Origin of the sequence: Tsukamurella pseudospumae (assembly GCF_001575205.1) — a bacterium.
GTDB lineage: Bacteria > Actinomycetota > Actinomycetes > Mycobacteriales > Mycobacteriaceae > Tsukamurella > Tsukamurella pseudospumae.
This window is the reverse complement of sequence record NZ_LSRE01000023.1, coordinates 78,200-100,915: the sequence shown is the minus strand read 5'-3', so window position 1 is coordinate 100,915 and position 22,716 is coordinate 78,200. Positions and strand designations below refer to the sequence as shown.

21 protein-coding genes are annotated in these 22,716 nt (G+C 73.2%); 10 read left to right on the top strand and 11 right to left on the bottom strand.

Annotation, left to right across the window (positions count from 1 at the left end; translation table 11 throughout):
• Positions 1 to 16: 16 nt before the first annotated feature.
• The 5 genes from AXK61_RS16055 to AXK61_RS16035 form a co-directional block, all read right to left on the bottom strand.
• Entirely contained in the window at positions 17 to 895 is an 879-nt protein-coding gene (locus tag AXK61_RS16055; RefSeq protein WP_156485697.1) for a hypothetical protein, read from the bottom strand.
• Positions 892 to 2,709, bottom strand: a complete 1,818-nt coding sequence (recD, locus tag AXK61_RS16050; RefSeq protein WP_068746326.1) for an exodeoxyribonuclease V subunit alpha — start codon at positions 2,707 to 2,709, stop codon at positions 892 to 894. Before recD ends, AXK61_RS16055 begins: the two co-directional genes overlap by 4 nt.
• The gene (locus tag AXK61_RS16045) at positions 2,706 to 6,068 is read right to left on the bottom strand and encodes a UvrD-helicase domain-containing protein (RefSeq protein ID WP_068746325.1); all 3,363 of its coding nucleotides are present in this window, start codon (positions 6,066 to 6,068) and stop codon (positions 2,706 to 2,708) included. The genes recD and AXK61_RS16045 overlap by 4 nt, the downstream gene beginning before the upstream one ends.
• The gene (gene recC / locus AXK61_RS16040; RefSeq protein ID WP_068569785.1) at positions 6,065 to 9,400 is read right to left on the bottom strand and encodes an exodeoxyribonuclease V subunit gamma; all 3,336 of its coding nucleotides are present in this window, start codon (positions 9,398 to 9,400) and stop codon (positions 6,065 to 6,067) included. Before recC ends, AXK61_RS16045 begins: the two co-directional genes overlap by 4 nt.
• A 76-nt stretch (positions 9,401 to 9,476) precedes the next feature.
• Entirely contained in the window at positions 9,477 to 9,971 is a 495-nt protein-coding gene (locus AXK61_RS16035; protein ID WP_231855574.1) for a TetR/AcrR family transcriptional regulator, read from the bottom strand.
• A gap of 33 nt (positions 9,972 to 10,004) precedes the next feature.
• On the opposite strand from AXK61_RS16035, the gene AXK61_RS25915 reads away from it, so the two are divergent.
• Complete coding sequence (locus AXK61_RS25915) at positions 10,005 to 10,136, top strand: hypothetical protein (RefSeq protein ID WP_269451173.1); 132 nt, start codon at positions 10,005 to 10,007, stop codon at positions 10,134 to 10,136.
• A gap of 61 nt (positions 10,137 to 10,197) precedes the next feature.
• Here AXK61_RS25915 and AXK61_RS16030 read toward each other — a convergent pair whose 3' ends face one another.
• Together AXK61_RS16030 and AXK61_RS16025 are read right to left on the bottom strand one after the other, a co-directional pair.
• Positions 10,198 to 11,004, bottom strand: a complete 807-nt coding sequence (locus tag AXK61_RS16030; protein ID WP_082789381.1) for an HAD family hydrolase — start codon at positions 11,002 to 11,004, stop codon at positions 10,198 to 10,200.
• Between the two features lie 34 nt (positions 11,005 to 11,038).
• Positions 11,039 to 11,470, bottom strand: coding sequence for a type II toxin-antitoxin system Rv0910 family toxin (locus AXK61_RS16025; protein WP_068569787.1), 432 nt, complete (start codon positions 11,468 to 11,470; stop codon positions 11,039 to 11,041).
• 81 nt (positions 11,471 to 11,551) lie between these two features.
• Between AXK61_RS16025 and AXK61_RS16020 the strand changes: the two genes are divergently transcribed.
• Positions 11,552 to 12,400 (top strand): DMT family transporter, encoded by an 849-nt coding sequence (locus AXK61_RS16020; RefSeq protein ID WP_068569788.1) that lies wholly within the window; start codon positions 11,552 to 11,554, stop codon positions 12,398 to 12,400.
• A gap of 41 nt (positions 12,401 to 12,441) precedes the next feature.
• On the top strand, positions 12,442 to 12,969 hold the full coding sequence (locus AXK61_RS16015; protein WP_082777774.1) for a DUF1990 family protein: 528 nt from the start codon (positions 12,442 to 12,444) through the stop codon (positions 12,967 to 12,969).
• Positions 12,970 to 12,977: 8 nt separating this feature from the next.
• Here the strand turns inward: AXK61_RS16015 and AXK61_RS16010 are convergent, their stop codons facing one another.
• Positions 12,978 to 13,418, bottom strand: coding sequence for an acyl-CoA thioesterase (locus AXK61_RS16010; protein WP_068569789.1), 441 nt, complete (start codon positions 13,416 to 13,418; stop codon positions 12,978 to 12,980).
• A gap of 50 nt (positions 13,419 to 13,468) precedes the next feature.
• On the opposite strand from AXK61_RS16010, the gene modA reads away from it, so the two are divergent.
• The 3 genes from modA to AXK61_RS15995 are packed head-to-tail and all read left to right on the top strand — an operon-like array spanning position 13,469 to position 16,061.
• On the top strand, positions 13,469 to 14,251 hold the full coding sequence (modA, locus tag AXK61_RS16005; RefSeq protein ID WP_068569790.1) for a molybdate ABC transporter substrate-binding protein: 783 nt from the start codon (positions 13,469 to 13,471) through the stop codon (positions 14,249 to 14,251).
• Positions 14,248 to 15,054 (top strand): ABC transporter permease, encoded by an 807-nt coding sequence (locus AXK61_RS16000; protein ID WP_068569956.1) that lies wholly within the window; start codon positions 14,248 to 14,250, stop codon positions 15,052 to 15,054. The genes modA and AXK61_RS16000 overlap by 4 nt, the downstream gene beginning before the upstream one ends.
• Positions 15,042 to 16,061 (top strand): sulfate/molybdate ABC transporter ATP-binding protein, encoded by a 1,020-nt coding sequence (locus tag AXK61_RS15995; protein ID WP_068746324.1) that lies wholly within the window; start codon positions 15,042 to 15,044, stop codon positions 16,059 to 16,061. Before AXK61_RS16000 ends, AXK61_RS15995 begins: the two co-directional genes overlap by 13 nt.
• On the opposite strand, the gene AXK61_RS15990 is transcribed toward AXK61_RS15995, so the two are convergent.
• Positions 16,027 to 16,788, bottom strand: coding sequence for a PadR family transcriptional regulator (locus AXK61_RS15990; protein ID WP_082789380.1), 762 nt, complete (start codon positions 16,786 to 16,788; stop codon positions 16,027 to 16,029). The two genes, AXK61_RS15995 and AXK61_RS15990, sit on opposite strands and share 35 nt — an antisense overlap.
• Before the next feature lie 148 nt (positions 16,789 to 16,936).
• Positions 16,937 to 17,809: a hypothetical protein gene (locus tag AXK61_RS15985; RefSeq protein ID WP_156485695.1), complete on the bottom strand. Its 873-nt coding sequence runs from the start codon at positions 17,807 to 17,809 to the stop codon at positions 16,937 to 16,939.
• A 92-nt stretch (positions 17,810 to 17,901) separates the two neighbouring features.
• Here AXK61_RS15985 and AXK61_RS15980 point away from each other — a divergent pair, with 92 nt between their 5' ends.
• Entirely contained in the window at positions 17,902 to 18,426 is a 525-nt protein-coding gene (locus AXK61_RS15980; RefSeq protein ID WP_175399921.1) for a GNAT family N-acetyltransferase, read from the top strand.
• On the opposite strand, the gene AXK61_RS15975 is transcribed toward AXK61_RS15980, so the two are convergent.
• Positions 18,326 to 19,345 carry an EamA family transporter gene (locus tag AXK61_RS15975; protein WP_082777777.1) on the bottom strand — a complete coding sequence of 340 codons (1,020 nt, stop codon included), beginning with the start codon at positions 19,343 to 19,345 and terminating at the stop codon, positions 18,326 to 18,328. The genes AXK61_RS15980 and AXK61_RS15975 overlap by 101 nt on opposite strands.
• Positions 19,346 to 19,429: 84 nt before the next feature.
• Here AXK61_RS15975 and AXK61_RS15970 point away from each other — a divergent pair, with 84 nt between their 5' ends.
• From AXK61_RS15970 to AXK61_RS15960, 3 genes are all read left to right on the top strand, one after another.
• Positions 19,430 to 19,999 carry a CGNR zinc finger domain-containing protein gene (locus AXK61_RS15970; protein WP_068746321.1) on the top strand — a complete coding sequence of 190 codons (570 nt, stop codon included), beginning with the start codon at positions 19,430 to 19,432 and terminating at the stop codon, positions 19,997 to 19,999.
• 72 nt (positions 20,000 to 20,071) lie between these two features.
• The gene (locus AXK61_RS15965; RefSeq protein ID WP_068746320.1) at positions 20,072 to 21,532 is read left to right on the top strand and encodes an NAD(P)/FAD-dependent oxidoreductase; all 1,461 of its coding nucleotides are present in this window, start codon (positions 20,072 to 20,074) and stop codon (positions 21,530 to 21,532) included.
• 97 nt (positions 21,533 to 21,629) lie between these two features.
• On the top strand, positions 21,630 to 22,688 hold the full coding sequence (locus AXK61_RS15960; protein WP_068746319.1) for a DUF2330 domain-containing protein: 1,059 nt from the start codon (positions 21,630 to 21,632) through the stop codon (positions 22,686 to 22,688).
• The last annotated feature ends 28 nt before the right edge of the window (positions 22,689 to 22,716 follow it).

Sequence of the window (22,716 nt, the reverse complement as noted above, 5' to 3'; positions counted from 1 at the left end):
CGCTCCCCGCGCGCGGCTACAGCGCCGCCGCGAGGTCCGCGCGGAGCGCATCCAGCGCGGGAGTGGCGCGCGGCGTCATGGCCCGCCAGGCGTCGAGGATGCGCAGGCTCTGCTCGGCGTGCCGGACGAAGTGGTTGCCGGCGAATTTGGGGAGGTCGAAGGGCACCGTCCGGTCCAGCTGCCGGAGCACGGCCCGCACCACGATCGGCGGCGGCGCGAACATCGGCAGCCCGATGTCGGCGCGCATCGCCTCGGCCATCGCGCGACCCGGACGCCGCAGCCGGCGCACGAACGTGGGCCAGTCGCCGCCGACGACCGCCAGCTCGGCCGCGTAGGGCACCATCAGCACGCCGACGGCGTCGGCGGCCTTCGCCGGCGTCCGGCCGACCACCTTCGGATAGTCCGCGGCGAGCCGACGCGGCAGGTCCGGCGCACCGTCGACCGCGACGGCGGCGAATGCCGGGGCGAGCGGCGGCACCCAGTACTCCGCCCGCGTCTCGGTGCCGCGGCTGGTCGCGAACGAGAGCAGCCCGGGCGCGAGCGTCGCCACCTCGGCGCCGGGGAACATCCGCTGCGCGATCGCGGCATCGCCGATCACCGGGCTGGTCACCGCCACCGTGCGCGGCTCCGCGGCCACCAACGCAGCCACGACGTCCGGCGAAAGCTCGCCCGGCGCGGCGGTCAGCAGAAGCAGGTCGACGGTGCCGGGCTCCACCTGCGCGTACAGCAGCACCGGCACGTGGGTGACGGCACCGTCCGGCGCGACGGCCGTGAGGATCACCCCATCGCGCCGCGAGGCCGCCCGGACCTCGGCGCCGGTCCCGGCGAGCAGGGCGCCACCGGCGGCGGCGACCGCCCCGGCACCCTGGATGAGCACGCGCCTGCGTTCGGTCATGCCCCACCCTCGCCCCGGAGGCCGCTCGCGCGCAACACCTGTCGCTGCACGCCGGCGCGGAGCGCGTCCTCCCCGCCGAGCAGCCGGACCTTGCGCCGGGCGCGGGTGATGGCGGTGTAGAGCAGCTCGCGGGTGAGCAACCGCGAATCGGCCGGCGGGATCACCACGGACACCGCGTCGTACTGGCTGCCCTGGCTGCGGTGGATCGTCATGGCGTAGACCGTGCGGACCGCGACCAGTTGGTTCGGGTACAGCAGCGCCACGTCGGAGCCGCGCGCGAACGCGGCCCGCAGGTCCGCCGGGTCGCCGTCGTGGGCGATCACCACGCCGACGTCGCCGTTGTAGACCTTGGTGTCGTAGTCGTTCGCGGTCACGAGCAGAGGTTGTCCGGCGTACCAGCCGGCCCCTCCGCTGCGCGCGCCCGCCCACTCCTCGGCCAGCTGCGCCCACCGCGTGACGCCGGACGGACCCTCCGAGTGCGCGCAGAGGACCCGGTGCTGCTGCACCCCGGTGGCCGCGTCCGCCGCGAGCCCCTGCTGTGCGGCGGCGACGGTGGCGGCGCTCGCCGCCCGCACGTCGGCGCGCAAGCCCTCGACGTCGTCCGGCTCGCACCACTCGATCGCGCCGTCGCCACCGTCGCGAGCCAGCTCGATCACCCGGTCGGCGTCGCCGCGCCGGACCGCGTCGGCGAGTTCGCCGAGCGCGCCGGTGAACCGGCGGCCGCGGCGGAGCCGGACCACGCCCCGGCGCGCCTCGCGCAGCTCAGCCTCGTCGAGGCCCTCCTCGTCGCCGCCCGTACGCGCCCGCTCGTCGGCCAGCAGCGCCTCCAGCTCCGGCGACGGTGCCGTGGTCACCCCGCGCGCCACCAGGTCGCCGAGGACGGCGCCGGCGTCGACCGACGCCAGCTGGTCGGGGTCGCCCACCAGGATGAGCCTGGCCTCGGGCCGCAGCGCCTCCAGCAATCGACACATGATGGTCAGCGAGACCATCGAGGTCTCGTCGACGACCACCACGTCGTAGGGCAGGTGATTGCTCGCGTCGTGCCGGAACCGGCTGGCGTTGCCCGGTTTGAAGCCGAGCATGCGATGGATCGTCTGCGCCGGGATCTCCCGCGGCAGGCCCAGCGCGGCGCCCTGGGTGCGGACCTCGCCGGCGAGCTGCGCGGCCGCCCGCCCCGTGGGTGCGGCGAGCCCGACCCGCAGGTCCGGGCCGTGCTGGTCGAAGAGCAGCGCGAGGATCCGCGCCACCGTGTAGGTCTTGCCCGTGCCGGGCCCGCCGGCGAGCACCGTCGTCTGACCGAGCACCGACGCGGCGGCCGCGAGCCGCTGCCGATCCGGGCCCGGCTCGGGGAACCGCTCTCGCAGTCCCTCGCGCAGACGCGCGACGTCCACGCCCGGCGCGGCACCGCCGCGGGCATCGAGGACCGCGCGCACCGTCTCCTCCTGGCGGTGGTACCGGTCCAGGTAGAGGAGCTCGTCGCGCACCAGCCGCAGCGGCCGCAGCGGGCCGGCCGCGCCGCCCACCACGAGTGGGCTGCGGCGCAGCGCATCGCGGACAGCTGCGGACTCCGGCCACGGCAGGGCGTCCACGTCGACCTCGCCGTCACCGTCGACCGCGACGTCCCGCAGGCGGGAGAGCTCGAGGCACACCGAACCGAGCCGCACGGCGCGCGTGGCGAGCGCGGCGGCCAGCAGCACCGACTCGTCCGTCTCGCCGCCGAGGCGGCCGAGCGCGGCGGCGACGTGCACGTCGGCCGGGCCCAGGACGCCCGCGTCGGCGAAGGTCCGCAGCAGGCTCTTCTCGACGGTGGTCATGAGGCGCCTCCCGCCAGTGCGTCGGAGACCGCGGCGACGAGCGCCGCGGGCGGGTGCCACTCGAAGACACCCGCGCCGGGCGGGGTATCGGGACCGATCATCGCGCGCACGAAGTGGTACTGCACGACCCCGAGGTGCGTCTGCGGCCGGTACCCGGGGACCCGCCACTGCAGGAACCGATGCAGCGCAACGGAGTACAGCAGGGCTTGCAGCACGTAGTGCGACGAGATCATCTCGCGGGCCATCGCCTCGGGGGTGTAGTCGGCGGTGGTGAGATCGCCCCGCGCGAGCCGGTTGGTCTTGTAGTCGACCACCGTGTACCGGACGGCGCCGTCGCGGCCCGTGACCCGCAGCACCGAGTCGATGCTGCCGGTGAGATAGCCGCGCAGCGCGGCGCCCGGCACCTCGCGCAGCCGCTCCGCGTAGGGCGCCAGCGGATCGTCGGGGGGCACGTGCTCGTCGAGGAGATCCGCTATCTGCCCCAGCGTGGCCGCCGCGCCGCCGTCCGCGCCCAGCGGGAGCTCGAAGTCGAGCTCGGCGAGGTGGTCCGCCGGCGCGACCCCGGCGAGGGTCAGCCCCGCCAAGTCTCCGGATCCCAGCGGCGTGCGCAGCACCGCGACCAGCGCCGTCGCCAGCTCCGCGGGATCGTCGGGCACCGCGCCGAACTCGGCCGCCTCGCGGCACCGCGTGAGCACCTCGGCCTCCAGATCGGGGGCGCCCGTGTCGACGTGCTCGAGGATCTCGTGCACGAGGGTGCCGAACACGGCACCGCCCGACAGCCCGTTCATCAACGACGACGGTGCGGCGCCCGCGCCGGCCGCCACGGCGGCCTCGGTCATGGGCTCGTCCAGGGGCTCGTCGGCGATGCCGGGCTCGTCCGGCTCGCTGCCGGTGTCCGGGGCGGCCTCCGCGGGGCCGTGCGCGGCATCCGCGGTGAGCGCCGAGTAGCTCGTGCGCCGCCAGGTCGGGTCGATCCGGCGCTCGGCACGGCCGAGCACCAGCTCCGGGAAGCCGGCGAAGGGCGGCCGCCACTGCGGGGGCTTGGGGGCGGACAGGTCCACGGCCTCGATCGACACCGCCGCCTCGACGGGCGCCGCCCATTCCCGCAACCGCGCGCCGGTCTCGTCGTCGTTCGGGATGGGCGCCTGCTCCGCCGGCACTCGGCCCCCACCCACCTCGGAGAACAGCAGCCGGTGCAGCGGTGAGCCCTTCGTGGTGGTGCTCGGTGCCCACCAGAGGACCAACCTCGACTGCGCCCGCGTGGCGCCCACGTACAGCAGGCGCAGCTCCTCGGCCGCCTCCTCCTCGCGCGAGACCCCGAGCCGCTGGCCGTAGCCCGGCGCGTCCTTGCCGCCCACATCGACCAGCCGCTCCCCCGCGTCGTGGAAGGTGAAGGTGTCACGATCGCCGAAGCCGCCGAAGGAGTCCCACGCGAAGGGCAGGTACACCACGGGGAACTGCAGGCCCTTGCTGGCGTGGACCGTCATGAGCTGCACGGCCTCGGTGTCGGTCGCGAGGCGACGCGCGGGATCGGCGGTGCCGCCGCGGCCCGGGTCGGCGATCCGCTCTGCCAGCCAGCGGGTCGCGGCGCCCAGTCCGAGGCCCTGGGTGACGGTGGCGTGCTGCACCAGCTCCGCGACGTGCCGCAGGTCGGTGAGCGTGCGCTCGCCGCCGATCCGGCCGAGCATCCGCTCGTCGAACCGCGAGCGCGTGGCGAGCGCGTCGAACATCGCCGCGAAGCCCGAGCGGGCGAAGATCCCCGCGAGCGTCCGCAGGCGGCCGCTGATCTCGGAGACCAGCTCGTCGCCGCGCTCGTCGAGGTCGCGGGCCGTGAACTCGAACAGGGGCGTGAGCGCGGCCAGGCGGGCCCGGTCGCCGCGGCCGGGGTTCTCCAGGGCCTGCAGTAGCCGCAGCCAGTCGACGGCGGCCGCGGTGGTGAACACGCTGGCGCCGCCCGCGGCGACCGCCGCGACGCCGAGGCCCTGCAGCAGCACCTGCAGCTCGGCGATGTGCTCGTTCTTGCGCACCAGCACGGCGATGTCGCGCGGCTGCAGCACCCGGGGCCCGGCGTCGTCACCGTCGTCGTAGCGCTCCTCGGCGACCAGGGTCCGGACGATGTCGGCGGCGACATCGCGCAGTACCGCCGCGCGGACGCCGGGCACGCGCGGGATCCCGTACTGGGTCTTGGGTCCCACCCCGGTCGACCCGAGGTACCGGAGCCGCAGCGGCGGACCGTCGAGCCGGGACTCCGGGTGGTGCGCGCTGACCCGGCCCACCACGATCTGCGAATCCCCCAGCGCGACATCGCCGTACAGGTGCTGCAGCGCGTCGACGAGCGGGCCGTCGGAACGGCGGTTCACATCCAGCGCCTGATGCGTGGTGGCGGCCTTCGACGCCTCGAGGTAGCTGTAGACCTCCGCACCGCGGAAGGCGTAGATGGCCTGCTTCGGGTCACCCACGAGCACGAGCGTGCGGCTGCCGTGGAAGGCGGCGTGCAGGATGTCCCACTGGACGGGGTCGGTGTCCTGGAACTCGTCGACGAGCACCACCGAGTACGCCTCCCGCAGCCGCGCGCACGCCCGCTCCCCGTGATTCGGGTCGGTCAGCGCGTCGCGGAGCAGTCCTTGCAGGTCGTCGAAGTCGCGGAGCCTGCCGGCCCGTTTACGGCGCTCGACCTCCTGTCGTACCGCGGCGGCGTACTGGACGCGCAACGCGACATCGGAGCCCTCGGCGGCGTCGCGCGGCGTGATCGCCGCGCGGGGGTTCGCGACGACGGTGCGCGCGAACTGGAGCGCGATCGGCAGCGGAAAGGGCGGCCGCGGCCGCCCCGCGAACATCGCCAGATAGGCGTCCTCCGCGACCTCCTGGACGAGATCGCCGATGTCCTCGACGAACGTGACCCCGGGCTCCAGGTCGCCCGCGAGGCCGAGCGCGTCGAGCATCCGCTGGCAGAAGCCGTGGGTGGTGGTGATGGTGGCCGCGTCGAAGTCGGACAGGGCCGCGACCAGCCTGCGGTGCCGCAGCGCGACCTCGTCCGGGTCCCCGGCGGCGAGGTGCCGGATCAGCTCGTCGTCGGCGGTGCGGGCGGACTCCGGGGCGCGCAGGGCGCGTTCGGCGGAGAGCAGCCGCGCACGGGCGCGTTCCCGCAGTTCCTGGGTGGCGGCCCGGGAGAAGGTGATGAGCAGCATCTCCCCCAGCTCGGCGACGCCCTCGGCGACGTACCGAGTGAGCAGCCCGACGATCGCGTAGGTCTTGCCGGTGCCGGCGCTCGCCTCGAGCACGGTGGTGGCGCCGCCGGTGGGCAGCGGTCCGGTGAGCTCGAACGGGGTCACCCCGAGCACCGATTCACGGGCTGTCATGACAGCTCCTCGTGCGTCAGCATCGGCACCCACAGCCGCGCGGCGAGCGCGCCGAACCGCGTTCCCGCACGGGAGAACTCCGCCTCGGTGCCCTCCGGCGGGCCGAGCGCGTCGTCGAAGGCGGACTCGCCCAGCGCGTACCGGATGGATCGATCCGTCCCGTCGCCGAACTTCCCGTCGAACTCGGCGCGGGCGGCCTCCAGCGAGATCTTCGTGCTCTTGCCGCCGAGCGCGGTCGCGATGTACGCCGGCGAGGACTTCGGGAACAGCGGCAGTGGCTCGGCGAGCCCGCGGTCCCGGAGGTCGACCAACGCACGCAGCTCCGCGATCGGATCCGAGGGGGCCTTGAGCCGCGACGCCGACACGCCCCGGTACCCGCGCCCCAGGATCAGGGCCGAGCGCTCCTCGTACCCCCCGGCGGCGAGCGCGAGCAACGACACCCACGCCGAGACCCGGTGCTTCGCCGCGAGTTTGCTGAACGAGGCGCGCACCACCCCGTCGGGCCGCACGGCCGGGACGGATCCGACCAGCCTGCGCCCGTCCCCCAGGTCCACACCGATGTCGATGGTCGCGGCGGCGCCCACGAGGTGCGGGCCGGCGACGCGGGCGAGGTCGGCGACGTCGGCCGCGACCCGATCGAGGACGGCCGAGCCGAGGGCGAAGGGCGGCAGCGTGCCGCGCCGCATCTCGGCCGCCGCGAACCGCTCGGGCGGCGTGCCCGCCAGTGCGGAGGTGAGCATGCGTTCGCCGATCTCCCACTGCTGCAGGCCGTCCGGCGCGATCGTCAGCGCCTCGGCCAGCTCGTCGTCCTGATCGGGCACGGTGAAGCCGAGCCGCTGCCGCAGGAAGGCCTTGACGGGGTGCTCGCAGAACCGCACCAGCGCATCGAGATCGACGTCCTCAACGGCGGACGCGGCCAGCGGCGCGGCGAGGAAGGGCGGCACCGGCTCCGGTGTCGATGCCGCAGCCCTGGCCCCCGCGTAGGCCGAGGGGTCGTACGAGAAGGGCGCGCCCAGTCCGAACCGGGCCGGGTCGAAGTTGCCGGGATCGAAGGGCTGCAACGGATGCCGGAACTCCAGCCCCGGGATCTCCGCGTCCTCGCCGTCCGCGGCCCCCGCGTCGGCGAGGAGGGCCCGCGCCGCATCGCGGAGCTCGGCGACGGGGACCGCCGGCGGGCGCCGCGTGCCCTTGACCGGATCCGCACCCGTGTAGAAGACCAGCAGCCGATCGGTGGCGCTGGTGACCGCGTCGAGGAAGAGCTCCCGGTCCTCCGCGCGCGGATCCCGCTCGCCGACGCACGGCGTGCGCCCCAGGACGTCATCGCCGGAGTACCGCGTGGACCGCGGGAACACCTCGTCGTCCAGGCCCAGCAGCACCACCACGCGGTGCGGCACCGACCGCATCGGCACCAGTGTGCAGACCGTGAGCTCACCCGTGCGGAAGTTGGCGCGCGTGGGCTTGGCGCCCAGGCGCGAGCCCAGCATGGCGCGCACCTCGGTGAGCGTGAGGTCACGGTCCGAGCCGTCGCGCAGGGCCGCCGTCAGCTCGCGGCCGGCCTGGGTGACCTGCCACGCGTCCGCGGCGGGTACCGCCCCGATCTCGCCGACCAGCCGCTGCAGCGACTCCGCCCAGTCCCGGGCCGGCCGGCGGCCGCGGCTCTCCGCGGTCGCGCGGGTGAGCACGTCGAGGTACTCGGCGAACCGGCCGACGAGGTCGATGTCGGTGGAGTCCACATCGTCCAGCGGCAGGCCCAGGCCCAGCCATTGGCCGTCGGTCTCGTCCGCGACGACGCCCAGCACGATCCGGTCCAGCGCGGTGGCGAGCGTGTTCTGCGGGAAGCCGCGCAGCCCGTAGCGCTCGCGCGCCGCCTCGTCGAGGCCCCAGCGTGCGCCGGACGGACCGGCCCACTCGCGGAGACGCTCGATGTCCGAGTCGCTGAACCGGAATCGGCGCCGCACCGGCTCGGTGGCGGCCAGGTCGAGCACCTCGGCGACGGTCGCGCGACCGTCGGCGAGCTCGAGGACCGTGACCAGCGCGTCGAGCAGAGGGTTGGTGAACCGCAGCGCCCGGTCCGCCAGGCGCACCCGGAGCCGCTGAGCCGGGTGCATCGCCTCCCCCGCCGGGCCGGGACCGCCGGAGTCCACCACGGCCTGGCCGAATGCGGAGCGGATGAGCGGCGCGTAGGTCTCGATGTCCGGGCAGGTGACGAGGACCTCGCGCGGCTGCAGTGTCGGATCGTCCTCGAACAGCCGGACCAGCCGCTCCCGGAGCACCTCGATCATCCGTGCCGGACCGTGGCACGCGTGGAACTCGATCGAGCCGTCCGCGGTGAGTCCCGCGGCGAGCGGTGCATCGTCGGCGATACCCGACTGCACGCTGCCGAGGAGGGTGGCGGGACGGGCCGGCGTCGGATGGTGCACATCGGCGCCCGCGAGGGGCGCGACGCGCGCCTGCAGCTCCCGCGCCTCCCGCCCGAGGGACGCGAGCAGCGGATTCGTCGCGGTCGGGCCGCCGACGGTACGGGGCACGGGCCCGGCGGGCGGGGCGGCATCCTCGGACAGCTCCGCCCAGAGCGCCGGGCTCGGGTGCGGGAGCCACAGGTGCACCTCGCGTCCCGCGGCGAGCGCCGCGAGGACGGCCGCCTGGTCGGCGGGGAGGCGAGTGGGGCCGTAGACCGACAACCGCTCCGGCAGGTCGACGATGTCGGGCTCCGCCCGCAGCCGCGCGCACGCGACGTCGAGCCGCTCGGCGGGGCTGGGGACCCCGGCGAGACCGCGGACGCGGCGGACGAGCTCGGCCTGCCAGCGCAGATCCTCGGGCAACGCCCCGCCGACGCCGTCGGTGTCGCGGCCGGCCGCCCAGTCCACCAGCATGCCGGGCCGGTTCGCGCCGTAGGAGCGCAGCAGACCCGCGAGCAGCTCCGCGGTGGGGTACCGCCGCCGGGGACGGTGCCCGGGCTGCGCGGCCCAGCCCCCGGGACGGACCACCCCGAGGTGCCGGGCCAGGACCGACCCGGCCGGCTCGAAGGCCATCTCGTCGATCGCCGCGAGCACGAGCCACACGAGCCGCTCCCCGCGCCACGGGTCGTCGTCGGGCGCGATGCCCGAGGCCGCGGCCACCGACTCGGCGACCAGCGCGGCGGGCGTGGGGAACTCGATGTTCGCGGCGATGCCCAGCCGGGACGCGATGCCCTGGACTATCCAGCGCTCCACGCCGCGCGCCGGGACGGCGATCAGTTCCGGGCGGAACGGGTCGGCTGCGGGCACCGCGAGCACGTCCGCCAGCGCGTCCACGAGGACGTCGCCACGTTCGGAACGGTGCACGGTGAGCATGTGCGCAGTTCTAACACGAGCGTCCGACAAGTCGGACGACCGGCTGCGATCGGGGCATCTGACGCATGGCGCGCCGCTACTGCGCCGGCTGCCACTTCGCGATCAGTGCCTCCGCGTCCACCGACTCGGCCGGGCTGCGACGCAGGACCGCATCGAGCACGAGACCGTCCAGCGAGGCTGCCACACAGGCAGCGTCGTCGCGGGCCATTCCACGGCTCACGAGGACACTCACCAGCCGATCTCGAGCGCCGACAAGCTCGCGCGCCAGTTCCTCGTCATGGAACGAAGCGACGATCAGCTCGTACCTGGCTCTGGTCCACCCTGATTCGACACCCAGCCACCGCGTGATCTGCTGGTGTGGAGTCTCGTTCTCTGCGGGCTGATCGACGCTCAGGAGGTGGCGCACCATCGCGAAGATGAGGCCGCGCTGATTCGAGAAGTGGTGCCTCGCGGTCCCGTGGGGCACGCCGGCGGCATCCTCGACCCTGCGCATCGACCACCCTGTGAACCCACACTCGCCGAGCAGGTCCAGACCGGCGATCAACAACACCTCGCGCGACGAGTTCTCCACATGGAGAGGCTATCGTGCTACCTTCCTCTCCATGTGGAGAGTGACGGTGAATCGACGATGGTGATCTTCTTCGACGTCTTGTTCGGCCTCTGCGTCGTGGCCACACTGTGGTTCGCCGGCTACGCCGTGTACCGCGTCCTCAAGGACGACTCACCACGGAAGTAGACGCCGCAAACGCCTTCGACGCTTCGGTAACCGTCCTCGACGCCCGCGCGAACTCTCGGGATCAGACCGCCCGGGTCAACGCCGCAGGTAGCTCGGCCAGGGACCGAATCGCGGGCGGCTCGCCGCCGACGCCTGTGCCGGTCCTGTCGAGCCACAGCGCCCGCAGCCCCGCGTCCCGCGCGGCGGCCACGTCGTTCGCGTAGCTGTCACCCACGGCGATGCAGTCCTCGGGCGCCGCACCCGCGAGCTCGCACGCGTGCAGGAACACCGCGGGGTCGGGTTTGCCGATCCCCAGGGTGTCGGTGGTGACGACGTGCGGGAATCGATCGGATACGCCCAGTACCTGGAGCTTCATCCGGGTGGCGGCCGTCGACGAGTTCGTGAGGAGCACCACGGTGATCCCCCACCGCTCCGCGGCCTGCACCGCCGGCATCGCGTCCGGGAAGAGCCGCTGCGCCGCCGCGAACGCCGGATCGAAACCGCTGCAGTACCGGCGGTAGCGCCGTGGCTCCCACAGCAGCCCGAGGTCCTGCGCCGCGGCCTCGATCCGGGCCTTGCGCATCTCGTGGAACCGCAGTTCCCCGGCGGTGTACCGGTCGAAGATGCCGCGCGGGTCGCTGAGGAAATGCTCCGCGAAGGCCTCTCGCGCCGCGGCGCCCGACTCGGGCCACACCTCCAGCGCGGCGGCACGGGCAGCCGCACGCATCGCCGCGGACGTGTCGACCAGCGTGTCGTCGACGTCGAGGATCAGGGCGTCGCACGGGCGCGGACCGTCCATGCCCGCACGCTGCCGCAGCCGGGCGAGCGTGTCGGAACCCCAGCTCAGGCCGCCGCGGACTGCGGCACCGACCAGGTCCGTGAGCTCCACGCGCTCGTCCTCTCCGTCGCCCTCGCTCCGCCTACTACTCGGCGAACATCCGCTGGAACCGCTGCAGCGATTCCTCGATGTCTCCCTTGAGTGCCCGCGCCACCGTCGCCCCGATCGGCCCGAACAGGGGCGCGCCGCCGAGGTCGGCGCGCAGGGCCACCGTCGACCCAGCGCCGGACGGCGCGATGCTCACGGTGAGCTTGTACTTCGTACCCGCCACGCCCTTGCCGTCGAGCACCAGCCGCCGCGGCGGGTCGTACTCGGTGATGACCCACTCGACGCGGTTGCGGAAGTTCTTCGCCTTGAGCACGCAGGCGATGCGCGCCCCCTGCGCGAGCTCGGGCAGCGGGCCGCGCCAGCCGTCGTGCAGGGTCACCCACTGCGGGAGCGTCTCGAGGTCCGCAGCCTTCTCCCACGCCGTGTCCGGGGGAAGCGGAATCTCGATCCGGCTCTCGACCTTCGCCACACTCACTCCTTCAGCCGCAGATGTTGAATCCGAACTTAGCGCGTGTGCGGTCGCACCCCACGACGAGCGTAGATTTCACGCGTGTCCGCCACCGCCGCCTCGATCCTGCTCGCCCTCGTCGCCGCCTTCCTGTTCGCGTGCGGATCCGCCGCCCAGCAGGTCGAGGCGGCCGGGGTCCACGAGGACGCATCGCTCATCGCGGAGCTGATCCGCCGGCCCCGCTGGTGGCTGGGCCTCGTGGGCGACCTCGGCGGCTACGCCTTCCAGGCCTGGGCGCTGGCGCTGGGCCCGGTGCTGGTGGTGCAGCCGCTCATCGTGGCGGCGCTGCTGTTCGCGCTGCCGATCTCGGCGCTGCTCAACCACACCCGGGTCACGGTCCGGGAATGGACGTGGGCCGCAGTCCTCGCGGTGGCGCTGGCGGCGTTCCTCGTCGCGGGCCGCCCCACCGACGGCGTCCCCGACGCCCCGGGCGCCACGTGGCTGCCCGCGCTCGTCGTGGTGGGAGTCGTCGCGGTGGCCACGACGGGGGTCGGGCTGGTCCGAACGCTGCCCGGGTCGGCGCGGGCTCTGTCCTTCGGCGTCGCCGCCGGCGCGCTGTTCGGCGTCGCGACGGTGCTCACCAAGCCGGTGCTCACGTCCTACGAGCACGCGGAGTTCCTCGCGAACACCGTCCGGCTGCTCACCGACTGGCGGCTCTACGTGCTGGTGCTGTGCGGGATCGGCGCGATGTACCTGCAGCAGCGGGCCTTCCAGCCCGCGCCGATCTCGGCGTCGCTGCCCGCGATCACCCTCGCCGAGCCGGTCTGCGCCGCCGTCCTCGGCGCGGTCGTGCTGCAGGAGTCCGTCACGCTCACGGGCTGGCACGGCATCGCGGTGATCGCGTCCGGGGTCGTCGGGGCCGTCGCCGCGGCCCGCCTGGCCCGACGGTGACCGCCCGTCCGGCCCGGGACGACGGCGTACCGTCGGGCGGTATGACGGACCTGGAGGCACTGGCGCGGGCCCCGTTCACCTACCCCGAGGTGGGGGCGACGCGGGGCACCCCGCCCGGCGACGCGCACGCCTTCCGCGCGGAACGCATCGTGGGCCACGGTCCCGAGGACTTCGCCGGGGTGCAGGAGTCGATCCTCGCCTACGGCATGCAGCGCGGAGCCGGGCTGCGGGTCCGGGCGAGCACGCCGCGCGCCGAGGCGGACACCGTCATGGTGATGACCACGCCGCTGTTCGGCCCCATCCGCATCCCCTGCCGCGTGATCTACGTCGTCGACGAGCCCGGCCGGGCCGGCTTCGCCTACGGCACGCTGCCGGGGCACCCCGAGAGCGGCGAGGAGCTCTTCTCCGTCGAACTGCGGCCCGACGGTGCCGTGGTCGCCGTCGTGAGCGCATTCTCCCGCCCCGGGCGTTGGTACACCCGGCTGGGCGCGCCCGTCGGCCGCCTCCTGCAGGCGGTCATGACGCGCCGCTACCTCGCGGCGATGGTCCGGCCGGAACGCACCGGGTAACGCGGCGGCTACACGCTCTCGCGGCGCCGGCGGAAGGGCACGGGCTCGCCGAGGAGCTCCTCGAGCTGCGCGCGCAGCGCGTCCGGGATCGGGGCGGGGCGGCCGGACGCGGCACCGTCGACCACGACCATGGACGCCTCCGACAACGCGGCGGTCTCGCCGTCCGCACCGAGCACCTCGTAGCCGATGTCGAAGCCCGACCCGCCGATCCTGGTGACGCGCATGAGGATCCGCACGGGCTCCTGCGAGTACAGCAGCGGGCGGACGTAGTCGATCTCCTGGTGCGCGACGAACATCGTGACCCGACCCGAGTCCGGTCCGGAGCCGAATCGCATCATGAACCGGATGCGCGCCTCCTCCAGCAGTCGCAGCATCGACACGTTGTTGATGTGCTGCAACGCATCCATGTCCGACCACCGCATCGGGACCAGTACCTCGTGATTGTTCATGGGGCTATTGTCGACCACGACCCACTGAACCCCTGTCACCGGGAGACGCGATGCGCGCCACACGACTTCTGACCGCCGCGGTGCTCGCCGCGAGCCTCGCCGCCTGCTCGACATCGGGCGACGGCGCCTCCTCTCCCTCGTCCGCCGCGGCCGGGTCGGGCGGCACCGTGATCGTCTACGCCGCAGCCAGCCTGCAGGTCACCTTCGAGAAGCTGGGCTCCGAGTTCGGCGCGAAGCACCCCGGGACCACGGTCAAGTTCTCCTTCGGCGGCTCGTCGGGGCTGCTCGCGCAGCTCACGCAGGGCGCGCCCGCCGATGTCTTCGCCACGGCCGACACCCCCACCATGGACAAGGCCAAGACGGCGTCGCTGGTCACCGACCCGCAGCCCTTCGCCACCAACGTCCTCACCATCGCCACCGCCCCCGGCAACCCGAAGCGCATCACCGCGCTCGCCGACCTCGCCAAGCCCGACGTCAGCGTCGTGGTGTGCGCGCAGCCCGTGCCGTGCGGCACGGCCACCGCCAAGGTGACCAAGGCCGCCGACGTGACCCTGCATCCCGTCAGCGAGGAGGACTCCGTCTCGAGCGTGCTCGCCAAGGTCCGGCACGGCCAGGCCGACGCGGGCCTGGTCTACAAGACGGACGTCAAGGGGACCAACGGCGCCGTCGGGTCCGTCGACTTCCCGCAGGCCGACGGTGCCGTCAACGTCTATCCGATCGCGCCGCTGACGGCCGCCAAGAACACCGCGGGCGCGAAGGAGTTCGTCGAGTTCGTCCGTGGCCCCGAGGGCCGGGCGGCCCTGACGGCGGCCGGCTTCGGGGCGCCCAGCTGAACCGGCCCGCTCGCTCCGCCCCCGGCGCCGACAGGGCGTTCCCCCGCTGGATCGTCGTCCCCGCCGCGCTCGGCGCGGCTTTCGTCCTCGTGCCCCTGATCGGCATCGTGGCGAAGGTCGACTGGCCGCGGTTCGGGGACCTCGTCACCTCGGAGGATTCCCGGACCGCGCTGGTCCTGTCCCTGCAGACCTCGTTCGCGGCGACGCTGCTGTGCATCGTGCTGGGCGTCCCGCTCGGGGTGATCCTCGCGCGCAGCCGATCCCGGTTCGTCGGGGTCCTGCGACCGCTGGTGCTGCTGCCGCTGGTGCTGCCCCCGGTGGTCGGCGGCATCGCGCTGCTCTACGCCTTCGGCCGGCGGGGCCTGGTGGGCCAGTACGGCGGGATCGGCGGGCACATCGCATTCACGACGGTGGCCGTGGTCCTGGCGCAGGCCTTCGTCGCACTGCCGTTCCTCGTGCTCGCCGTGGAGGGCGCGCTGCGCACCCTCGGCACGGACTACGAGCGGACCGCCGCGACCCTGGGCGCCTCGCCGTCGATCGTGCTGCGCCGCATCACCCTCCCCCTGGTGCTGCCGTCCATCGCCTCCGGCGTGGTGCTGACCTTCGCGCGGGCGCTCGGCGAGTTCGGCGCGACCCTCACCTTCGCCGGCTCGCTCGCGGGCACCACCCGCACGCTGCCGCTCGAGATCTACCTGCGCAACGAGACCGATCCGCAGGCGGCGGTGGCGCTGTCGCTGGTCCTGCTGGCCGCAGCCGCGGTGATCGTCTCGGCGGTGTACGGGGTGCGCGCATGGCGGACGTGACCCCTGGCCTGCACCTCGACGTCGAGGTGCGCGAGCGCGGCGTCGACGCCCGGTTCACGGTGCCCGACGGCGAGACCCTCGCCCTCCTCGGCCCCAACGGGACCGGGAAGTCGACCGTCGCCGACGCCGTGGCGGGGCTGGTCCGGCCGGACTCCGGCCGCGTCGTCGTCGCCGGGGAGACCGTCTTCGGCGGTGCCGGGCGGTGGGTTCCGGCGCACCGTCGGAAAGTGGCGCTGCTGGGCCAGACCGCACGACTGTTCCCGCACCTGCGTGTGCACGCCAACGTGGCCTTCGCGCCGCGCAGCGCGGGCGCGGACCGCCGGGCCGCGGCGGCCGCGGCGGACCACTGGCTCGAGGCCGTCGGCGCGGCGCACCTGCGGGACCGGCGCCCGCACGAGCTCAGCGGCGGCCAGGCGCAGCGGGTCGCGCTCGCCCGTGCCCTCGCGGCCGAGCCGAAGGTCCTCCTGCTCGACGAGCCCCTCTCCGCGCTCGACGTGGGCGCCCGGGCGGAGGTCCGGTCGGTTCTGCGCTCCCTGCTCGAGGGGCGCACCTGTGTGCTCATCACCCACGATGCGGCCGATGTCGTGGCCCTCGCCGACCAGGCGGCCGTGCTCGAGGACGGCCGCATCGCCGATCAGCGTCCCGCCGCCGATCTCCTGCTCTCCCCCGCGACGCCGTTCGCCGCCCGGCTGGCGGGGATGAACCTGCTGCCGGACGGCGACGGGGCGTGGGTGTTCGGGCCGGCGGACCTCGACCTCATCGCCACGAACGACGACGGTACCGGACTGTCCGGCACCGTCGTCGAGGTGAGTGTGGCGGGCGGGCGCTGCCGGGTGACCAGCAGCGTCGCCCCCGCGGGGGCGGACGGCACCGTCGACCTGGTGGCCGAGCTACCGGCCGAGCGGCACCGGGAGATTCATCCCGGTGCCCCCGTCCGGTTGGTGCCGGATCTGACCCGCGCGCACCGGGTGACTACTGCTCGTCGTCCGGATCGGCCGACTCGGTGACCGTGTCGGCCGCCGCCGGGGGCGTGCGGTCCACGCCGGCGAGGAGCAGGTAGACCTGCTTGATCGCGTCGCCGAGGATGGTGTCGACCGCGGCGGTCTGCTCGGGATCACCGGTGCGGGCGACCCGCCGCGTGACCTCGTGCAGCTCGCGCAGCGTTTCGCGGAGATGGCCGCGCTCGGCCGAGCCGCCGTCGAAGCCCGCGAACGGATCCGGCGCATCCGCGAGTGCGGTCTCGATGTACTCGCGGCCGGTGGTGGTGAGCGTGGCGACCTTGCGGCCGTTCTCGCGCTCGATGGTGATCAGCCCCTCGTCCTCGAGCTGGCTGAGCGTCGGATAGATGGCGCCGGGGCTGGGCTTCCAGGCCCCCGCCGTGCGCTCCTCGATGGAGGAGACGATCTGGTAGCCGTGCATCGGCTCGGTCTCCAGGAGCCGGAGCACTGCGATCCGGACGTCGCCGCGCTGGACGCCGCGGCGACCGCGGCCCCGCCCGCGACCGCGGTGACCTCCGGGGCCGCCCGGGCCGAACGGTCCGGGCCCACCGGGCCCGAAACCGGGGCCGCCGGGTCCGAAGGCCTCGGGACCGAAACCCGGCCCGCCCGGGCCGAATCCACGGCCACGCCCGCGGCCGCGGCCCTCTCCACGACCCTCTCCGGGGCCGCACTCGGACGGGAAGCCGCTGTTGCGGAATCGCGCATCGAAGCGCTCATCGTGAGTGTGCCTACGCATGGTGGCACTCCTTTCGGTAGGGGGCCACATGTTTCGCGACCCGATGCGTTCACGATATATCGCGATAGTTCGATTGGCAACCCCTCAACGGAAGAAGCCCCCGCCCGGTATCCGGGCGGAGGCTTCTGACGTGGTGCGACGGTGCCGGTCAGGCCTTCGTCGAGGCGATCCGGGCGACGACCGCATCGGCGAACTTCACCGCACCATTCTCGACGCGCTCGAGGTGCAGGTCGGGCTGGACGACCTGGACCTCGAGGATCAGCGGGTCACCCTCCGGGGTACGGACGAGATCGACGCGCACGTACAGCGGCGGGTTGGCGGGGTCGATGGGCTTGAGCGCGGCGTCGGCGATCTCGCGCTCGGCCGCCGTCGGCTCGACATCGGACAGCACCTCGACGGGGCGCCCCTCGGCCGGCTCCGCGTTCACCTCGGCGGCCAGGTCACGACCGAAGGCGTGGCTGTACTCGCCGCCGATGTAGACCAGCGAGACGCTGCCGACCTCGCCGACGTACGGGAAGACCATGACCGACGTACCCGCCGCCTTGATCTCCTCGAGCTTCGCGCGGCTCGCGGCGCCGTCCTCCGGGCCGAACCGGAAGGCCTCGGCGAGGCCGCCACTGATCGTGGGCCGGACGACGTGGTCGACACCGAGGTAGTCGTGATCGAGCGTGGCGTCGTGCACGGTGATGAACTGCGCGGGAACCATCGGCAGACCCTCGGACGCGTAGTCGGCGAGGTAACGCTTATCGGCGTACCAGCGGACGAGCGGCTCGGGATTGAGCACGAGCGACTGCGCCGCGGCGCGCCAGGCCCAGCCGAGGAAGTCGTCGTAGCGCTGCGCGTAGTCCCACACACCCGTGATCACGACGGCGTCGAACTGCTCCCAGTCGACGCTCGAGTCGGTCCACACGGCGGCCTCGGCCTCATGGCCTGCAGCGCGCAGGGCGGCGAGGATCTCCTGGCCGCGGTCGTCGAGGTCCGGCTGCGCCGCGGAGGTGGCTAGAGCGATTCGGTACGTCACGCCGGACAGTATGGCAGCCATCGGCGTTCCGCCGTCGCGACACCCGCGGGAACTGCGCCTCCCGCGGGGCCCGAGCGGATACGCTGTGCACCGTGAGGGGTGATTTGCAGGCGCACATCGAGACGGCTCGTCTCCACCTCGCCCCTGCCGCCGGCACCCCCGGCTCCGCCGTCTTCGACGGCCGGTTCCACATCGTCGACCGGCACACCCGCCGCACGCTCGGCCGCATCGCGCTGCGCGCCTCCCGGCACAGCAGCGCGCGCGGCCTGGAGTTGAGCTACTCGGTGGCGGAGGCGCACCGTCGACGGGGGTTCTGCGCCGAGGCGGCGCACGCCCTGGTGGACCACGCCTTCGCGCGCGGCCTCACCGGTCGCGTCTACGCCTCCACGGCATGGTCGAACCTCGCGTCACGGCGCGTGCTCGCCGGGCTGGGGATGTCCCAACTGGACATCGCGATGCTCGACTGGGAGTCGCTGCAGGGCGAGGTCGACCTCGGCGACGAGGGCGATGCGGACCTCACGCCGTACGCACGGGTCGAGTACGAGATCCATCGTGCGGACTGGCTGGAGCGACGGGCCGCCCGGACTCGTCCGGATCGCGACGCTCGCCCCGCTTGACGGCGATCACGCCGGCGACGATCGCCACGGCGCCCACGATCTGCAGGGGCGTGAGCGCCTCCCCCAGCATCAGCCAGGCCACCACGCCGGACGCGATGACCTCGGAGAACCCGAGGAAGGACGCGAGCGTCGGGCCGACCAGGTTGATCGCGACGATGCCGGCGACGTACGCCAGGCCCGTGGCGACCGCGCCGATGACGACGGCGGGCACCCACCACGGCGTCGTGCCGAGGCCGCCCAGGACCACGGGTTGGGTCGAGATCCGCACCGGAGTGAGTCCGGCCAGCGAGGTCAGCGACAGCACGACCGCACCCACGAGCAGGCCGCCGGCCGCGAGGGCGAGTTGGTCCACGGCGGGCTTCGCACCGTCCGCGCCCTCGACCTCGAGGTCGTCGGCACGAGTACCGTCCTCGGCCAGAAGGAAGTACGCCGCGAGGCCCACCAGCGACACGAACGCCCAGGCCAGGCCGATCGGCGAGACGACCGCACCGCCCGATGCCGCACCCACGACCGCGATCAACCCCGCGACCGCCAGGGCCGCACCGAGAGCGGTGCGCACCGTCGGGCGCTTCCCGAACCGGGCCCACAGGTACAACAGCACCAGTAGCGGTGCGGAGAACTCGATGAGCAGGGCGACCGTCACCGACATGTGCGCGATCGCGTTGAAGTACGCGAGCTGCACGCCGAGCACCGCGAGCAGGCCGTACGCGAGGACCGTGAAGGGCGCGTGCCGCAGCGTGGCGAGCCGCGCGCGGGCGAAGATCAGCATCGGGACCAGCGTGACGATCGCCGCGATCCAGATGCGCACGAGCACCACGCCGGCCGGGCTCCAACCGGCGGCGAGCAGCGGCTTGCCGAATGGGCCGGACATCGCGAACGCGAAGCCCGACACCAGTGCAATAGCGATACCCCGACCCATGCGTCACCTCCGTGTTCGAGCCATCAGTAAGGAGTCAAATGAAGTACGCTAGTGACAGTAGCGGCACCGGCCGTAAGGAGTCAAATGAAATTCGCACATGACACCGAGCCCTCGTTGATCATGGCCGCCGACCTCGTGAACACCGACTACGGACAGGAGGAAAGGCTCGGCACCGCCACGGCGCTGAAGGAGTACCTGCGGCAGCACGAGTTCACCGGCTGGAGCTCCGCGGAGACGAAGGACCTGGCACCCATCCACGAGCTGCGCGCCGAGCTGGCGGACGCGTGGGCCGCCGGCCACCCCGACGAGGTCGCCCGGCTGGTCAACGAGATGCTGGCCGCCACGCCGCAGCAACCGCGCCTCACCCGGCACGGCGCCTGGGACTGGCACCTGCACTTCACCCCCGACGACGCCCCGCTCCCGGTCCGGATGCGCGCCGAGTTCGCGATGGCCCTCGTCGACCTGGTCCGCAGCGGCAGCGTGGACCGCCTCAAGACCTGCGCGGCCGACGACTGTGACAGAGTTCTCGTCGACCTGTCGAAGAACCGTTCCCGGCGCTTCTGCACCGAGGGGAACTGCGGGAACCGGACGCACGTGGCCGCCTATCGGGAGCGCCGCGCCACGGGTTCGGGCGGGCGTCGCGACGAGAGTTGAGCAGGGGACTACGGTAGGACTGCACATGCCGGGGACCCCGGCTACGACGCGATACCAGGAGCAACGAGAGTAATGAGCGACGGAACGCACCGCCACAGGGTGGTCGTCATCGGTTCGGGCTTCGGCGGCCTGTTCGGCACCCGGGCCCTCAAGCGCGCGGACGTCGACGTGACGATGATCGCGAAGACCACTCACCACCTGTTCCAGCCGCTGCTCTACCAGGTCGCGACCGGCATCCTCTCCGAGGGTGAGATCGCTCCCGCGACCCGGATGATCCTGCGCAAGCAGCGCAACGCCGAGGTGCTGCTGGGCGAGGTCTCCGACATCGACCTCGAGAACCGCACCGTCACGAGCCACCTGCTCGAGCGCGAGACGATCACCCCGTTCGACAGCCTCATCGTCGCGGCGGGCGCCGACCAGTCCTACTTCGGCAACGACCAGTTCGCCGAGTTCGCGCCGGGCATGAAGACCATCGACGACGCGCTCGAGCTGCGCGGCCGCATCCTCGGCGCCTTCGAGCAGGCCGAACTGTCCAACGACCACGAGGAGCGCATGCGCCTGCTCACCTTCGTGGTGATCGGCGCCGGCCCCACCGGGGTCGAGCTGGCCGGGCAGATCGCGGAGATGTCGGACAACACGCTCAAGGGGGCGTTCCGCAACATCGACCCCACCGAGGCGCGCGTGATCCTGCTGGACGCCGCGCCGGCCGTGCTCCCCCCGATGGGCGAGAAGCTCGGCACCATGGCGGCCAAGCGGCTCGAGAAGATGGGCGTCGAGATCCAGCTCAACGCGATGGTCGTCGACGTCGACGCGGACGGCCTCGTCGTCAAGGAGAAGGACGGCACCCAGCGGCGCATCGAGGCGCAGTGCAAGGTGTGGTCGGCCGGCGTCGCCGCGAGCAAGCTGGGCAAGGTCCTCGCGGACCAGTCCGGCGCCGAGACCGACCGCGCGGGCCGCGTCAAGGTCCTGCCGGACCTCACGATCCCCGGCAACCCGAATGTCTTCGTCGTCGGCGACATGATGCTGGTCGACGGTGTGCCGGGCATGGCGCAGGGCGCCATCCAGGGCGCTACCTACGCGGCCAAGGCGATCGAAGCCGGCCTCAAGGGCCAGACCCCGGCCGAGCGCAAGCCCTTCAAGTACTTCGACAAGGGCTCGATGGCCACCGTCTCGCGCGCGAGCGCCGTGGCGAAGGTCGGCAAGCTCGAGTTCGGTGGCTTCCTCGCCTGGCTCGGCTGGCTCGCGCTCCACCTCTGGTACATCGTCGGCTACCAGAACCGCGTCATCACGCTGACCTCGTGGGCCATCACCTTCCTGACCAACAAGCGCGGCCAGATGACGATCACCGAGCAGCAGGTGTACGCGCGCACGGCGCTCGACGCGCTGCAGACCGGTGCCAAGCCGGCGATCCCGCCGGTGCACACCAGCTCGCCCACCAAGGCGCTCCCGAAGTCCGCACCCAAGGCGGACATCCAGGTGGAGGCCCCGGGCGCACCGTCGGCCGAGGCCGAGAAGGCCGAGAAGGCCGGCTGACACCGGCCCCGCACAGGATGAACGAGCGCGCTCCCGATCGGGAGCGCGCTCGTCCCGTTTCCGGCGACTCGATCGATATCGACGCTACACTGCATCGATGGCACAGTATTCGACATCGCCGTGGTCGCGGCTCTGCCGAACGGCGCTCGTCGCCCTCCTCGCGGCCACCTGCCTCGTCTCCGCACCGACCGCGTCCGCGTGCGCGTGCGGCGCACCGGCGATGCCCGACGGGGTGGACGCCACCGCCACGCAGGAGATCGCGCTGGTGAGCGGAGACGGCCGGACCGAAACCATCGAGATGCGCCTCGCGCTTCAGTCCGCCGGCGACCGCGGCGCGTTGGTCGTACCGACGCCCGCCCCGGCCACCGTCAGCGGCGGCACGGCGGAGACGTTCACCGAGCTGGGGTGGATCACCAAACCCCGCGTCGACACGCGGCGCAGGCTGTTCGGCTTCCCGAACCTCATCCCGCTCATGGGGGCCGGTAACCCCGGCGCCCCCGAGGTGCTCGGCCGGGTCCGGATAGGCCCGATCGAGGCGGTGACGCTCCGCGGCGGCGACGCCCCGGGGCTGCAGCGCTGGCTCTCCGACAACGGCTTCGCGCTGCGCGCCGAGGTTGCGGCCACCCTGACCGGATACGTGGCCGACGGATGGTCCTTCGTGGCACTGCGCCTCGTCGGCGACGACCTGCGCGGCGGGCTCAAGCCGGTCCGGCTCACCTTCCCGAGCACCGAGCTCGTCTACCCCATGCGCATGTCCCGGGCGGCCCGCCAGAGCCAGCGCGTCACCGTCTACGCGTTGGGGCACCACAGAGTGGAGCGCACCGACGCCGACCGCGGCCGCCAGGATACGACGCTCGAGTTCGCCGGCCGGATCGGAGCTGCGACCCATGACCCGCGTCTGACGGAGCTGTCCGCCGGCGTGGGCGACTACCTCACCCGGATCACCACCGAAGCGGCCCCCGAGTCCATCACCACCGACTTCCGCTTCAGCCGGGCGGCCACCGACGAGCCCTACCAGCGCGTGGACGTCGAATACGTCGCGGACGGCCGGACCGCCCTCACCACGATGCTCACGGCGGTCGGCGCCCTGGCGGGCATCGCGTTCCTGGTCGGCGGAGCGGCCGTGATCGATCGTCGTCGACGAGCCCGGGGCTAGCGAGCCGCAACTCCGGCGCAAGCGCACG